This is a genomic window from Halalkalibacterium halodurans, assembly GCF_004376175.1.
In the GTDB taxonomy this organism is placed as follows: Bacteria; Bacillota; Bacilli; order Bacillales; family Bacillaceae_D; genus Halalkalibacterium; species Halalkalibacterium halodurans.
The window spans coordinates 43,078-57,696 of record NZ_SNUY01000019.1 but is presented as its reverse complement, the minus strand read 5'-3'; the positions used below and the strand labels follow the sequence as shown (position 1 = coordinate 57,696).

Below are 14,619 nucleotides of genomic sequence, written 5' to 3'. Positions count from 1 at the left end.
TGTTCCCTTCGCCCTTGATTGACCTCTGAATAAACCATTGGTGTGTTTGTCAAGAGCGATAGCGTGGCATTTCCACCTAATAAATGGTAGGTAGTATGAACCGTGCTAGTTTTTCATAGAACTTTTGGCACTACCTGAAAAAATTCAAAACCGGCTTGTCTCTTTTTACTATACAGCGGAAAGCTAAGCTGGCGAAAGGTTAACTTTTTGTAAAATCATTTTTCATCAGGAGATATGTTTTCCGTTTGCGAAAGAGAGGCAACTAATCGCCCGTTCAATTGATTGAGCTCCTCAAGCTGCTTCGTCACATTTTGAATCGCTTGATTTTGCTGCTCCACACTAGCAAATACTTCTTCCACCATCGCTTGAGATTGCTGTGTCACCGATTGAACAGAGACGATCTCCTCCGTCAAGCTCATTTGAGACTTACTCAATAAAGATAGACGATCATCAAGAAGCTCGCAATCCGAAGCAATGGACGACATCATTTGCTCGGAAATCGTTAGGCTTTCAAGCATTCCTGTCGCCCGTTCGACCCCTTTGTCCGTTACGGTTTTACTGTTCATCATTTTTTCCGAGATCGCTCCCGTCATTTTTTGAATATCGCCTAGGATAGCATTCACTTGTTGAGTCGCTGCTTGGGAATCTTGCGCTAGTTTGCGTACTTCTTCGGCAACAACGGAAAAACCCTTTCCTTGCTCTCCCGCACGTGCTGCTTCAATCGCTGCATTCAATGCGAGTAAATTCGTTTGTTCAGCAATTTGATTAACGGTCTCGACAATCGACGTAATTTGCTGAGATTTTTTGCTCAAGCCTAGAATCGTCGTTAACGTTTCGTCGACGGTCGCTTGAAGCTCTGTGACCTCTTTAGACCATCCAAGCATGTTTGTATAACTTTCTTCACTTTTTTCTTTTCCCTGCTTCGCCAGCTTTTTCGTTGATTCAGATACTTCGGCCATTTGGCTAACCGCTTGGTCTTGCTTCAGCATCGTCTCCTTCATTTCCGTGATGCTGCCCGATTGCTGTTCCACTCCCTGCGATACTTCGTTAAAGGCACCGACAAGCTCTTGGGATACATCTTTCGTTTTCTCCATTTCACTCAATACTTTTTCTGAGAATGTTTCGATGACATGAGATGTCTCTGCGACACGATCAAGAAGTTGCTCAGTTCTCTTTTTTTCCTCCACAACAAGGGCATGATCGGCTTCCACTTTCGCTCTCATTTGCTCCCCAATCTTCGCCTGTGCCATTAAAATGACCGTCAATAAAAGAACGTATAAATTTAACGAAAATAGCACTTGTTCATCTAAACCGACAAACATAGAATCACGTAACGTAAAGAAAAAATAATTTGTTAATAAAAGTCCGATAACACCAGATAAAGCAATGACACGAAACTGGTGATAAAGAGCGACGATCGCTAAACTAATAAAAACGAGTAAGTAATTTGATAGTTTTGGAGAAGTCATTCCAATCACAAATGTTAAAATACCATAACAAACGGTGACCATATACGGAATAAACAGAGGAACTTTTCCGCTAAAGGTTAAGAATGTGATGGCCAGTCCAAGTACCACCCCTGTAATGACATATGCAATTATTCCTTCTTGAGGCACTCGGCTGACAAAATTGCTCACTAACCCTAACGCGAACATAAACCATATTAATTTTACGAGTAAACGATTGCGCTCCATGACAACCTCTACATGCTGATCCAATATTATCCCCCCACTAAATGAATAACTATTCATTTTTGTATGAGCAAATTATACCACACAATCTTAGTCAAACCAATCTATTAATAAAACTAAAGTATGTATTCGTCTGTTCCTCCTAATACAACTAAAGAACTACCAAAACGCAGCAAAAGCCCCTCGTTTTTCAACAAACGAGGGGGCACAATCGTTAACCAATTAATTTGATATTGTAATGCTTAAGCCAATGCTCCATTTGGATGAAGTGGGCAAGGAACTGCGGGCCTGTCATAAGCTGCCCAAAATAAGGTGTCGTTAATGCCTTGCCACCAGTTTCGGCTAACTCTTTTAACTTTTTCCGGTTCACTACATCAAAGAGGGGGCTATCGCTTTGACCGAGAATTCGTTCCATCTCTTGCTGGACCATTTTCGTGTATTTTGGATGGTGCGTTTTCGGATAAGGACTTTTTTTCCGGTATAACACTTCATCTGGGAGGATGCCTTCCAACGCTTTTCGTAAAATGCCCTTCTCTCTCCCTCCAAATTGTTTAATTTCCCACGGAATGTTCCAAGCGTATTCTACAATTCGATGGTCAGAAAATGGAACTCGCACTTCTAAGCTCGCTCCCATGCTCATTCGATCCTTCCGATCAAGAAGCGTTGTCATAAACCAGACCATGTTCAAATACGAAATTTCCCTGCGTCGCGCTTCTTCCGGTGTGTCCTCTTCGAAGCGAGGCGTTTCGGCAATCGTTTCTTTATAACGATCATGAACGTATTTGGGCAAATTTAACTTTTGGCGCCATCGTTCATGAAGAAGCTCCTGACGTTCATCCGCTGATCTCATCCAAGGAAACCCATTAAAATTCATGACCTCTGGCTTATGGAACCAAGGATACCCACCAAAAATTTCGTCAGCACATTCACCCGATAAGCCAACGGTAACATCTTTTTTGATTTGCTTACAAAACCAATACAATGAAGAGTCTACATCGGCCATTCCAGGTAAGTCACGAAGCTCTACCGCTCGCTTTAATTGATTAGCCAACTCCTCGATCGAGATGACAGCATTGTGGTGGTTCGTTCGAAAAGTAGTTGAAACTTTTTCAACCCAAGGTCCATCGGCATTCGGTTGAAAGTCATTCGCTTTAAAATACTTATCATTTTCGTCATAATCAATCGAGTACGTCCGAATCGGGCCCTTCCCTTCTCGCTCGTAAATCAGCGCCGCAATTGCCGTTAAAGCACTCGAATCGACTCCACCCGAAAGAAACATTCCAACTGGAACATCTGCAAATAGCTGACGTTCAACAGTATCTTCTAATAAGTCGCGAAGATGGGCGGCCGTTTCCATCGCATCTTCAGAATGAGCCATTGATTTTAATCTCCAATAACGGCTCACTTTTGCCCCATTGCGATCGTATGTCAAAAGATGAGCTGGTCGCAACTCTTGAATATCATCAAAAACGCCATTACCCGGTGAACGTGATGGCCCAAGCCCGAGCACTTCCGATAGCCCTTCTTCGGTAAGAACCGGCTCGATTTCAGGATGAGCAAGCAGCGCTTTTATCTCAGTTGCAAAAAGTAAAAATCCATGGCGAACAGTATAAAATAGCGGCTTTACCCCTAATCGGTCGCGGGCCATAAACAAGCTCTGATCTTTATCATTCCAAATCGCAAACGCAAAAATGCCATTGAACTTCTCCACACATTGGTAACCCCATTCGATATAAGACACGAGTAATACTTCCGTATCCGAATGGCCTTGAAACTGGTAACCTTTTACTATAAGCTCTTTCCGTAAATCTTCTGTATTGTATAATTCGCCGTTATACACGATCGTATAGCGTTTGCCATTCCTCTCCCTCATCATCGGCTGACAACCGCCTTCCGGATCAACGACAATGAGCCGCGAGTGACCTAAGGCAGCATGCTTCTCTGTCCAAACGTTCAAATCATCGGGCCCTCGATGTGTTTGCGTTTCCGCCATCTGTTTGATCGTTTCCGTCTCATTTTGCAAGTTGCGTCGCCAATCTACCCAGCCTGTAATTCCACACATCTGTCTAATCAGCCCCTTTGGGTCGTTTCAATCACATCATGATCGTAAAGTTTTCACACCGTATTTTATTCAGCGATCCACCCAAATGTGTTGATCATTTTTTCTTAAATGTAATAAAGACCTAACGAGGGTACGTTTTGCTATAATGAATAGACCAATGGCTTAAATGGGAAGTGGAGACGATTATGGAACAAATCTTTATCGATAAAAAGATTAAACGTGTGTTGGAAACCTTTTCACCATCTGAAACGATGCCTTTGAGTGCAAACGAACAAAAGATCCTCACCGATTATGTATGCCAGCAATACAAAGAACAATCGGATGAAGATCTCCATACTATTATTTATGATTGTTGCTATTCCATCTTTACAGGAACCCTTACTTTTGACGAAATTGCTTCCCTGCTAAAAGCTCCAATAGACGGGGCGCAACCTGATAAGCAGTAGCTCCAATGTTCATCCACCAAGGTAGGTTTAATTCGCGCTTTGGCTTTTTCGTTAATTGCACAATTTTTTCTGATACATCTTCTGGATCGAGCATGATTCGCTGAACTTTAGAAGTATATCCGCCTTCCTTGTCTGCTTGATCAAAAAATGGCGTTTGGATCGGTCCTGGATTCACAGCTGAGACATGAATCCCTGTCCCTTTTAACTCCATTCTCAGGCTGTTTGTAAATCCTAAAACGGCATGCTTTGTTGCAGAGTAAATAGCTGATTTGGCTGTAGCAATCTTTCCAGCTTGGGACGCAATGTTAATAATATGACCGCTTCCTTGTTCACGCATCGTCGGTAAGACAGCGGCTGTTGCTCGCATCAAGCCGAATACATTGACACGAAACATCCGTTCATTCTCATCCATCTGACTATCACAGAAAGGTTCAAACACACCGTAACCGGCGTTATTTATTAGTACATCAACCACACCAACGGCGCTGATGGCTTCTGCAAACGAGCGATCTATCGACTGTGGATCAGCCAAATCTACGGGATAAATATGGGCTTCGCCTCCGTTTTCGACAACAATTCGCTGGACATTTTCTAAACGTTCTTGAGAACGGGCAAACAAACATAACACCGTCTCTTCCCACGAAAAGTCAATGGCAAGCTGTCGTCCTAGTCCACTGGAAGCACCCGTAATAAAGATTGTTTTCTTTCTCATGCTTCTCTCCTCCATATGGCAGTCCCTATATCATAACGAAAATTGAACGTCTTGTGAATCTTATAAAACGTTTTCAGAACAAATTGAAAATCATTTCGTTCTTTTGGCTGATCATTTCTCCATTTGTTGACGAAAGTTCATGGGGACGACCCATTTTATTTGAATTATCTGATAGCCCCTTGACTACAGGATTCCCCCGTTTTATAATAAGCACAATTAAAAATTGCAGGCAATGAGAGGGATTAGTAAGCATCCATTCATGCAGTCAGAGAGCGGGACCCACAGGCTGAAAGGACCGTTGCCTCTGAATGTGCTGAACCTACCCTTGAGCTACCAGTGAAAAGCTGGACGTGTCTCGCGTTATGAGAGTAGAGTGGGCAATTATGCCAACAAAAGGTGGTACCGCGGATATCCAACCTCCGTCCTTTTTTAGGGACGGAGGTTTTTTGTGATCGAATGAAAACTGGGGGAAGTGGCATGAAAAGACAACGGATCGTAATCAAAATTGGAAGTAGTTCGCTTACGACGAAACAAGGAGCGCTTGATTTAGAGAAACTAGAAGGCTATGTTCGTGCCATCGTTAACCTGCGTAAAGCTGGGCATGAAGTGATCCTCATTTCTTCTGGGGCAGTAGCGGCGGGCTTTTCTCGGCTCGGATACCCTGTTCGACCAACGACCATGGCCGGTAAACAGGCGGCAGCGGCCGTCGGGCAGGCGTTGCTTATGCAGCATTATATGGAACGTTTTCATCAACACGGAATTATTGCTGCCCAGCTTCTCTTGACCCGAAAAGATTTTCAAAATCAAACGCAGTATACAAACGCCTATTCCGCCTTAATGGAGCTATTAAAGCGTAGGGCTCTGCCAATCATTAATGAAAATGACTCCACTTCGATTGCCGAGCTCACGTTTGGTGACAATGATATGCTTTCTGCCCTTGTGAGCGGATTGATCCATGCCCACACCCTTTGCATTTTGACAGATGTCAATGGGCTATATGACGCTAACCCTAAAACGCATCCGAATGCAAAACGCTATCAATACCTCCCGACGATTCCTGATGAAATGTTGCAAATGGGTGGAGAAGCAGGATCGAACGTTGGGACTGGGGGGATGAAGTCAAAGGTAGCAGCAGCACAAACGGCGCTATCGCTTGGAGTAGACGTGTTTATCGGAAAAGCGAGCGGAGAACATGCATTACTTGACATCCTCTCAGGCAAGGGAGATGGCACGTATGTAGGTAATACGGGCGATTTAATGGAAGGAAAGACAAAGCAATGGATTCGTCTTCACTCCCCCGTAAGTGGCGTAGTTCGGATCGATCAAGGGGCTGAACGGGCGATAATGAATGAAGGAAAGAGTTTACTTCCAGCGGGTGTTACCTCCGTGCACGGGACGTTTCAAGCGGGAGATGTGGTCCACATATGGAATGAACAAAACAAAGTCATTGCGAAAGGCCAAGTCACGCTTTCTTCTGAGCAGCTACGAAAAGTTCAAGGAAGAAAAAGTGATGAAGCCAAACAGTTGATCCCACTCGTGCGGGATGAGGTGGTCCATCGTGACCAATTAGTCATACAAGAAAAGGAGTTGAATGAATCATGAGTGAATTGATTGAAAAAGCAAAACAGGCCCAACAAGCGAGTAAACAATTGGCTATATTGACAACTGAAGAAAAAAACCGTGCGCTAAAACAAATTGCAGATCAGCTTTTGGTAGAACGCACATACTTAATCGAAGAAAATCAAAAAGATATCGAAGCTGGTCAACGTGCGGGAATCAGTCAAACGTTACTCGACCGTTTATTACTAACGGATGAACGGGTTCAAGCAATGGCGGAAGGTGTAGAGCAAGTGATCGCGTTAGATGATCCAATCGGGGAACAAATCGATGAGTTTACTCGTCCAAATGGCTTGAACATTCGGCAGGTACGTGTCCCACTCGGGGTCATTGGGATGATTTACGAAGCCCGTCCTAATGTCACAGTGGATGCCTCCGTTCTTTGCTTAAAATCGGGGAACGCTGTCCTTCTGCGCGGTAGTTCTTCTGCACTCCATTCCAACAAAGCGCTCGTCTCTGTCATTCATCGCGGACTGGAAGCTGCAAATGTGATTCCAAAGGACGCCGTTCAACTTTTAGAAGACACGTCCCGGGAAACAGCGAAAGAGATGTTTAAGCTAAATGACTATTTGGATGTTCTCATTCCACGTGGTGGGGCAAATTTAATTCAGTCAGTTGTAAAAGAAGCCTCGGTCCCTGTATTAGAAACAGGGGTTGGAAACTGTCATGTGTATATCGACGAATCTGCTGACCCAGAAATGGCAGTTGCGATTGCAGTCAACGCGAAAACACAGCGCCCTTCTGTCTGCAATGCAGCAGAAACAATTTTAGTACACAGCGCATGGGCAAAGGAACATGTAAGCAAATTAATAGAAGAGTTGCGTATAAAAGAAGTACAAATTGCAGGAGATGAACAAATAAAAGCCGTCGCGCCATTCGTAAAACCGGCAGATGAGTCCGATTGGAGAACTGAATATTTAGACTTGCAGGTGGCAATGAAAATCGTCAACTCTGTGGATGAAGCCATCGCTCACATTGATCGCTACGGTTCAAAGCATTCGGAAGCCATCGTAAGTGAAACGGATGCCAACGTACGTAAGTTTTTAACCAATGTCGATGCTACAACAGTCTATCATAACGCCTCCACCCGTTTTACCGATGGCTTTGAATTTGGGTTTGGAGCAGAAATCGGCATCAGTACACAAAAGCTACATGCTCGTGGGCCAATGGGTTTACGCGCCCTGACATCAAGCAAATATGTGGTGCATGGTACAGGACAAATCAAAAAGTAGGTGAATGAACGATGCTACAAGATCATAAGATCACCTTTTTAGGGGCTGGTTCTATGGCCGAGTCCATCATTGCCGGGCTTTTGTCTAAAAAGCTCCTTCTCCCTTCCCAAGTGATCGCCACAAACCTATGTGATGAAGCAAAGCTAACAAAACTCGAAGATCGTTATGGGATTTGCACCACGCAAAATCGCCAAGAAGCTGTACGCCAAGGAACGATCATATTTCTAGCGATGAAGCCAAAAAACATTGAAGAGGCGATTGAAGAAATTCGCGGCGAAATAACAGAGAAACAGCTGTTTATTTCCGTACTCGCGGGCACAACGACCTCCTACATCGAAACGTTGCTTGCACATGAGGTACCTGTTGTCCGAACGATGCCAAATACATCAGCAAAAGTCGGGGCATCCGCCACAGGATTGTGCGGTGGCCGGTATGCTAACGCCTCTCATGTAAAGCTAGCGACCCTTATATTTACGGCCATCGGTACAGTGACAGAAGTAACGGAGGATAAACTTGACGCTGTCACGGGACTTGCCGGTAGCGGTCCCGCCTACTTTTATTACATGGTAGAAGCAATGGAGCGAGCGGCGGTACAATCTGGGCTTACAGAAAGCGAAGCGAAAGCCTTCATCTCCCAGACGCTTATTGGGACTGGCAAACGACTTGAGCAAACATCGAAAACGGCAGAGGAATTATATAAGGAAGTGATGAGCCCAGGGGGGACCACAGAGGCAGGTCTTCGCGTTCTCGAACAGCAGCAAATGCAGCAAGCAATCGAAGAAGCTATCACTGCAGCCATAAATCGTTCACGTGAACTCGGTTCCACCCCTTCATTGGAAATTAAAAAGTAGATCTTCATTATAAATGAACCATCGACCAACAGGTGGTTCTTTTTGTTTACCAAGCAGGACGAGAAACGTTTGAATGATCCGGCTGAACCGATAAAAAATGATCCCGTTTGAACATACGCGTTTGCTTACGCAAGAAACAATATGCCACCACATGGGTATCGTTAAATGACTTTACCAATAGGTTTCGCTGCGTAAATTCACCAGAGCAAGATTGATAAATCGCAGCGAGAATTAATTGTTCTTGCACACTTCGTCTGAGTAACTTTTCCATGTCTTCTCACCTCGTTCTCTTTAACTCCAGTATACACGAACGTACATTCGATTTCAAGAACGTACGTTTGTTTTCCTTGAAGTCCATTCGAATCCATGTCTATCCCTCTATACGGCCTCACTTTTTATTTGAATTAATCATGATTTGGCACGATCGATTTCTAGATCAAGTCCATCTGTGTAAGTTGAAAAACGATCAAGGGAAAGCATAACGATCCACCTGAATATAAGTTATTTGATCCCCAGCGGATTGGGCTAATTAAATTGCCCGAGTCTAGCTATGTTCACTTGTTCGCCCTCACCAAATTCTAACTATTTTAATGAAATCTGTAGCTCAGCTCCCCTTTAGTCATGCGTACCCCTCACCTTTGCTAGAGTATGGAACGTTAAGAATAAATATTTATTGAAACAGAGGAGATCCGAACCTTTTCTGTTTTCTTAAATTCTAGTAAAATAGAACGAGTGCAAGTAGATTAAAGGAGTGGATCATTGAAAATGGAAGCTAGACAGAAACAGAACAGCTTCACTAGTAAAATGCAAAAAATCGTGAATCATCGGGCGTTTACGTTTACGGTGATCGCGTTAATTCTTTTTAATGCCCTTATCGTTGGAATCGAAACCTATCCACGTATTTATGCTGATCATAAATGGTTATTCTATCGAATAGATCTTGTTCTTCTCTGGATCTTCACGATTGAAATTGCGATGCGCTTTTTAGCTTCGAATCCGAAATCAGCTTTTTTTCGAAGTTCATGGAATTGGTTTGATTTCTTAATTGTAGCCGCAGGTCATATATTTGCAGGTGCTCAATTTGTGACGGTTCTCCGTATTTTACGGGTTCTCAGGGTACTACGGGCCATCTCAGTTGTTCCATCGTTGCGCAGGTTAGTTGATGCGTTGGTGATGACGATCCCGGCGTTAGGAAACATCTTAATCTTGATGAGCATTTTCTTCTATATTTTTGCCGTTATCGGGACGATGTTATTTCAGCATGTGTCGCCTGAATATTTCGGTAATTTACAGCTTAGTTTGTTAACATTGTTCCAAGTGGTCACGCTAGAGTCATGGGCGAGCGGCGTCATGCGACCAATTTTTGCCGAAGTTCCGTGGTCTTGGCTTTATTTTGTCAGCTTTGTCTTAATCGGTACGTTTATCATCTTTAACTTGTTTATCGGTGTAATCGTCAATAACGTTGAAAAAGCAGAGTTAACGGACAATGAGGAAGATGGTGAAGCCGATGGGTTAAAACAAGAAATCTCAGCCTTAAGAAAAGACGTAGCCGAGCTAAAAAGCTTGCTTAAACAATTGAAATGATGATACAAAAGAAGCTCTGTCTTTGATCGACAGAGCTTCCTTTTATTGAACCGTTTCCTCGGCACCACCGAAAAATTCTTCATACAATTCACGGACGGCCGCATCGGCGTCTTTCTCGTGTATGCCAAGCACTAAACTAACCTCAGACGATCCTTGGTTAATCATTTCAATGTTGACATGAGCTCTAGCAAGCGCAGCCGTGGCTCGTGCTGAAATGCCGACAGTGTTATGCATTCCTTCACCAACGATCATCACCATAGCAAAATCCTTTTCAACAAACACATCGTCGACACAAAGCTCCTCTTTTATTCGTGCTAATATCCGATGCTCGATTTCATCCGTCAGTTGCTCCTGCCGAAGAATGACCGAGGCATCATCAATTCCTGACGGGATATGCTCATATGAAAGGCCTTCATCTTCAATAATTTGCAACAGCCGACGCCCGAACCCTATTTCACGGTTCATTAAATATTTGCGAACATAAATAGTCGCAAACCCTTTATCTGCCGCAATCCCGATGACAGGATTTAAAAAGTACTCTCGCTCTGCTAGAATCATTGTTCCTAGTGAGCTAGGATTGTTCGTGTTTTTCACACAAACGGGAATCTTTTGCCGAAATGCTGGAATTAACGCTTCATCATGAAAGACGGAAAAGCCCGCATAGGAAAGCTCCCGCATTTCTCTATAAGTCATGCGCCGAATTTGCGCCGGACTTTCAACGACATTTGGGTTCGCAGCAAACACGGAATCCACGTCTGTAAAATTCTCATACAGTTCCGCTTTCACCCCAGCGGCCAAAATCGCTCCAGTAATGTCCGAGCCTCCTCGCGGAAATGTGACGAGAGCTCCGTCTGGAGAAAAACCAAAAAAACCTGGGAATACGATCATTTCGTCACGTTCACGAAGCTTTTTTAAATGGTCATACGCCTCAGGTAACACTTGGGCGTTTCCAGGTTCATCACTGACCAACAGGCCGGCCTCCTTTGGGCTTACATAGACTGCATTCATTCCTTTGGTTTGCAAATAGGCAGCAATTAACTTCGCGTTGTTGTCCTCCCCGCTTGCCTTGAGTTGATCCATAAATGCACCGGGGTTGCTTTGGTTAAAGGTTAGCCTTGTGTGTAAATCGTTCGCAATTTGATCAATGATCTCTTGGCCGAGCTCCAACCCTTTAGCAATTTCTTCATACCGTCGTAAAACCGCCTCTAGCTCCTCATTCGCATATCCCTTTTCTAAGTACGTTTCTCCTAAACGAATTAACAAATCCGTCACCTTTGTATCGCTTGAATGCCGCTTCCCAGGAGCTGAAACGACGACAATTTTACGCTCCACATCATCTGCTACAATCGTAGCCACCTTGCGAATTTGCTCTGCACTCGCAACGGATGTTCCACCAAACTTCGTTACTTTCATGCTACTCTCCATCTCCTATCGATTTCTCTTTTTCTGCCGTTCAAATGGAGTGACATTTGCAGTTCATCAACACCTTTTGAAGACGATTTTTTTCAACATTTTAGAACATTCTAAAACTAACATAGCCCACTCGTCAATGCAAAATTGGCTAGCACCGCTTATTTCCATTGTTCGCGGATACTAGCCTCTCTCCATTACTGACGGTGGGCATTCAGCAAATTCGCCTCATATTGTACGAATGACTCGGTCATCCTCCTCATTTATTACTCGATCAGAACGTAATAAAGTAGTATACGATCGTATCTTCCTACTTCGTCTTCTAGCTTCACTTCCTCATCAATTGACAGGGTTGAAATCGTATCACTATCATTTTGAGCAATGTAGCCTAAATATTGTTTGTTTCCTTTTTCAAGCGGCACCTTTTCCTCGACGATATAGCCACTGAGCCATCTTCCATCAAGTGAAATGTTCGTGTTACCTCCATAACCTGTATAAGTCCCACCGACCTCGTCAAAAGCAACCACTTTCGAAGAGTAGTGTTCTTCCCCACTCTCATTTAACTGAAACAAAAGCTGGAGCGAGTCGATCACTTCCTCTTCTGTTCCATCGGTCAACAAGCCAATTGCTTCAGCGTCGCCAACCATTTCCCCGTTTTCATAGAATTCAACTCCAAACTCAACTGTTTTTTCTACCGGTAAGTGATCAATTTCAAACAAAGGCGGACTCCCTATAGCCGACAGCAATCGTTCTTCTAAATTGGTTTTCGGCTCTAGTCGCTTGACTGTCATTTGATCGGAAGCCATACTAGTGCTACATCCAACACAAATGAGACACAAACTAATAAGCAATATGATTCCCCTAAGCTTTGTTTTCATGTTCACCTCCTCAAAACAGAAACGGACCCACCCTGTGATTTCATCATTTTCACATCGATACCATTTTTTTCTTTCATTATAGCACGTGGAACGTATGCCAAGTTTTTAGAGGCGTTCATCTACTTTTCCATTCTTCCCTTAACACGCCGTAACGAATTTGATCATAATATGTTCCTCGATGGTATCTTACCTTTCGCAACCGAGCCTCTAACATCATCCCGAGCTTTTCACCGATCTTCATCATTCCTGGATTCCCTGACCATGTCGTAAAGCCAACTCGCGCGATTTCCGGATCGTTAGCAAACAACTCTGTGATCCATTGTTTGAAGGCTTCCGTGCCGTAGCCTCCATTCCAAAACGTAGAGTCATAGATCACGATACCAGCTTCGAGCCAACGTGTCGGCTGATACTCCCAATAATAATTGACCGTTCCGATAATGGCACCTTTAACGTCGATCAGCTTTAATCGTCCTTCAGCAAAAGCTTTTTTCTTTGATTCGTAAAATGTCTCGTACGTTTCCTCTTCAAACGGAAAATAGGGGCCGTTGTATTCACGCCATTGTTGGTCCGCTGCTACATACATTAATTCGAATAAACGCTTATAGTCCGCTTCTGCTTCCGCTGTTCGCAATCGCACTCGAATAAGATTCCTTTCACTTCATTGTTTGTCGTTTCCACCGAATGTGTCTGTATAGGTTTTAATCTGCTCCTCAAGCCAAACGTACCGATCTGATTGGTGGTAAACAGCCGGGGTAGCCAATTTCTTTAATAGCTCTCTACGTACCGACTCATCCGCAATTCTTTGTTTCACTTTTACACGAGCTTCCGCTAAAAATACTAAAATCTCGTCCATATCATCCGGCATATGAGATACGATCTCCTCAAGAAGTGTTCTCGCAAGCGTTGGACTGGCCCCTCCAGTAGATAAGGCAACCGTTATCGCTCCTTTATGCTTGACGACAGGAAACGTCACATCACTGCCCTGAGGGTCATCTGCCACATAACACAACTGTTTGTTTTTATTCGCCAAGATAGCGACTTGCTCGTTTAGCGCGCGATCATTCGTACAAGCAAGCACGAACCAAGCATCAGATAAGTCAAAGGGTTGAAACTCTTTCTTCTTCCAGACGATCTGACCATTATCTGCATAGGGCCGAAGCTGCTCGTGCAATGAGGGGGACACGACGGTCATATGTGCCCCTTCCTTGACAAAAGATCTTACTTTCCTTGCTGCAACTTCTCCTCCACCAACACAAACAACCGATCGATTTTGCACGTTAAGCATAACAGGGAGCGTCACAAACCTTCGACTCCAATCGCTTGCTCCGATAGACGATTGAGATATAGATCGGGATTCCCGCTTATTTTATGTTCCAACACTTCATCCACGCGCTCTACAAGTATATCAACAAGCTGATCATCAAAGCCAAGGTAATGACATAGCAAAAATTCTTTATCTAATAATGTTTCATTTAATTCATTCACTTTCGCTTGCAGACTGTTCATGAGAACACCTGAAAAGAGCAGGTACGGCAAAAGATACACCTTTTTACCTGCTAAACGGATTACTTTTTCTAGTCCTTCATCTAAAGACGGACGGGTTGCCGCTAAAAAACAAACTTCTACCTCCATGACGGGAACGTACTCCCATAAAAGGCGAGAAATCTTAACTAAATCGCTATTCGCATCTGGATCACTACTTCCCCGTCCTACGAGGAGGATCGTCGCTTCTTCTCGATCATCATAGGTAGGGAGACCGTTCACATGTTTTAAACCTACTGCTTCAAGTCGCTGCTTAAACACATCGACAATGACGGTCTCCACACCGAATGGCCGGCCATATGAAAATGTCACTTCAGGATACTTCTTTTCTGCTCGTTCAATTTCTTGTGGAATATCCACCTTTGCATGACCAGCTGCTAAAAGGAGAACGGGAACGATCGCGATATCGGTAGCGCCCATTGCTACACATTCATCGATCGCCTCTTCAATCGATGGCTCAGCTAGCTCAATAAAACCAATGGTTTGAATCGGAATATCCCTTTTGCGCTCAATCGCTTTTTTCACAAATGCGCGCAGTTGCTCATTGCCCTCCTCTACTCGGCTTCCATGACCGATATAAACAATTCCTTTCAC

14 protein-coding genes and 1 other annotated feature are annotated in these 14,619 nt (G+C 43.9%); of the genes, 5 read left to right on the top strand and 9 right to left on the bottom strand.

The window, feature by feature from the left end; all coding sequences use genetic code 11:
- Positions 1–215: 215 nt before the first annotated feature.
- Together E2L07_RS08375 and asnB are read right to left on the bottom strand one after the other, a co-directional pair.
- The gene (locus tag E2L07_RS08375; protein ID WP_053431437.1) at positions 216–1,718 is read right to left on the bottom strand and encodes a methyl-accepting chemotaxis protein; all 1,503 of its coding nucleotides are present in this window, start codon (positions 1,716–1,718) and stop codon (positions 216–218) included.
- Between the two features lie 187 nt (positions 1,719–1,905).
- On the bottom strand, positions 1,906–3,753 hold the full coding sequence (asnB, locus tag E2L07_RS08370; RefSeq protein WP_134229343.1) for an asparagine synthase (glutamine-hydrolyzing): 1,848 nt from the start codon (positions 3,751–3,753) through the stop codon (positions 1,906–1,908).
- Between the two features lie 185 nt (positions 3,754–3,938).
- Here asnB and E2L07_RS21730 point away from each other — a divergent pair, with 185 nt between their 5' ends.
- Positions 3,939–4,199, top strand: a complete 261-nt coding sequence (locus E2L07_RS21730; RefSeq protein ID WP_010897672.1) for a YqzH family protein — start codon at positions 3,939–3,941, stop codon at positions 4,197–4,199.
- Here E2L07_RS21730 and E2L07_RS08360 read toward each other — a convergent pair.
- Positions 4,132–4,911 carry an SDR family NAD(P)-dependent oxidoreductase gene (locus E2L07_RS08360; protein ID WP_053431439.1) on the bottom strand — a complete coding sequence of 260 codons (780 nt, stop codon included), beginning with the start codon at positions 4,909–4,911 and terminating at the stop codon, positions 4,132–4,134. The two genes, E2L07_RS21730 and E2L07_RS08360, sit on opposite strands and share 68 nt — an antisense overlap.
- A 223-nt stretch (positions 4,912–5,134) precedes the next feature.
- Positions 5,135–5,341: a binding site (T-box leader), on the top strand.
- A gap of 47 nt (positions 5,342–5,388) precedes the next feature.
- Here E2L07_RS08360 and proB point away from each other — a divergent pair.
- From proB to proC, 3 genes are read left to right on the top strand one after another with little or no spacing between them, the layout of a single operon-like run.
- Positions 5,389–6,513 (top strand): glutamate 5-kinase, encoded by a 1,125-nt coding sequence (gene proB / locus E2L07_RS08355; protein WP_053431440.1) that lies wholly within the window; start codon positions 5,389–5,391, stop codon positions 6,511–6,513.
- Positions 6,510–7,760 (top strand): glutamate-5-semialdehyde dehydrogenase, encoded by a 1,251-nt coding sequence (locus tag E2L07_RS08350; RefSeq protein WP_134229342.1) that lies wholly within the window; start codon positions 6,510–6,512, stop codon positions 7,758–7,760. The genes proB and E2L07_RS08350 overlap by 4 nt, the downstream gene beginning before the upstream one ends.
- Positions 7,761–7,771: 11 nt before the next feature.
- Positions 7,772–8,611 (top strand): pyrroline-5-carboxylate reductase, encoded by an 840-nt coding sequence (gene proC / locus E2L07_RS08345; RefSeq protein WP_010897668.1) that lies wholly within the window; start codon positions 7,772–7,774, stop codon positions 8,609–8,611.
- A 46-nt stretch (positions 8,612–8,657) separates the two neighbouring features.
- Here proC and E2L07_RS08340 read toward each other — a convergent pair whose 3' ends face one another.
- Positions 8,658–8,882 (bottom strand): hypothetical protein, encoded by a 225-nt coding sequence (locus tag E2L07_RS08340; protein WP_134229341.1) that lies wholly within the window; start codon positions 8,880–8,882, stop codon positions 8,658–8,660.
- Positions 8,883–9,376: 494 nt separating this feature from the next.
- Between E2L07_RS08340 and E2L07_RS08335 the strand changes: the two genes are divergently transcribed.
- Positions 9,377–10,195 carry an ion transporter gene (locus tag E2L07_RS08335; protein ID WP_166740047.1) on the top strand — a complete coding sequence of 273 codons (819 nt, stop codon included), beginning with the start codon at positions 9,377–9,379 and terminating at the stop codon, positions 10,193–10,195.
- A 42-nt stretch (positions 10,196–10,237) separates the two neighbouring features.
- Here E2L07_RS08335 and E2L07_RS08330 read toward each other — a convergent pair whose 3' ends face one another.
- From E2L07_RS08330 to E2L07_RS08310, 5 genes are all read right to left on the bottom strand, one after another.
- A complete protein-coding gene (locus E2L07_RS08330; RefSeq protein WP_053431442.1) occupies positions 10,238–11,608 on the bottom strand; it encodes an aspartate kinase in 1,371 nt (456 codons plus the stop codon).
- A gap of 263 nt (positions 11,609–11,871) precedes the next feature.
- Entirely contained in the window at positions 11,872–12,483 is a 612-nt protein-coding gene (locus E2L07_RS08325) for a hypothetical protein (protein ID WP_134229339.1), read from the bottom strand.
- Between the two features lie 115 nt (positions 12,484–12,598).
- Positions 12,599–13,126 (bottom strand): GNAT family N-acetyltransferase, encoded by a 528-nt coding sequence (locus tag E2L07_RS08320; protein ID WP_134229338.1) that lies wholly within the window; start codon positions 13,124–13,126, stop codon positions 12,599–12,601.
- A gap of 15 nt (positions 13,127–13,141) precedes the next feature.
- Positions 13,142–13,783 carry a precorrin-2 dehydrogenase/sirohydrochlorin ferrochelatase family protein gene (locus E2L07_RS08315; RefSeq protein ID WP_134229337.1) on the bottom strand — a complete coding sequence of 214 codons (642 nt, stop codon included), beginning with the start codon at positions 13,781–13,783 and terminating at the stop codon, positions 13,142–13,144.
- A complete protein-coding gene (locus tag E2L07_RS08310; protein WP_134229336.1) occupies positions 13,780–14,619 on the bottom strand; it encodes a sirohydrochlorin chelatase in 840 nt (279 codons plus the stop codon). The genes E2L07_RS08315 and E2L07_RS08310 overlap by 4 nt, the downstream gene beginning before the upstream one ends.

Bases quoted from the DNA above. Each gene is read 5' to 3' on its own strand.
- E2L07_RS08340 (WP_134229341.1), bottom strand. From the start codon at position 8,882: ATGGAAAAGTTACTCAGACGAAGTGTGCAAGAACAATTAATTCTCGCT.
- E2L07_RS08335 (WP_166740047.1), top strand. From the start codon at position 9,377: ATGGAAGCTAGACAGAAACAGAACAGCTTCACTAGTAAAATGCAAAAA.
- proC (WP_010897668.1), top strand. From the start codon at position 7,772: ATGCTACAAGATCATAAGATCACCTTTTTAGGGGCTGGTTCTATGGCC.
- proB (WP_053431440.1), top strand. From the start codon at position 5,389: ATGAAAAGACAACGGATCGTAATCAAAATTGGAAGTAGTTCGCTTACG.
- E2L07_RS08350 (WP_134229342.1), top strand. From the start codon at position 6,510: ATGAGTGAATTGATTGAAAAAGCAAAACAGGCCCAACAAGCGAGTAAA.
- asnB (WP_134229343.1), bottom strand. From the start codon at position 3,753: ATGTGTGGAATTACAGGCTGGGTAGATTGGCGACGCAACTTGCAAAAT.
- E2L07_RS08360 (WP_053431439.1), bottom strand. From the start codon at position 4,911: ATGAGAAAGAAAACAATCTTTATTACGGGTGCTTCCAGTGGACTAGGA.
- E2L07_RS21730 (WP_010897672.1), top strand. From the start codon at position 3,939: ATGGAACAAATCTTTATCGATAAAAAGATTAAACGTGTGTTGGAAACC.
- E2L07_RS08325 (WP_134229339.1), bottom strand. From the start codon at position 12,483: ATGAAAACAAAGCTTAGGGGAATCATATTGCTTATTAGTTTGTGTCTC.
- E2L07_RS08330 (WP_053431442.1), bottom strand. From the start codon at position 11,608: ATGAAAGTAACGAAGTTTGGTGGAACATCCGTTGCGAGTGCAGAGCAA.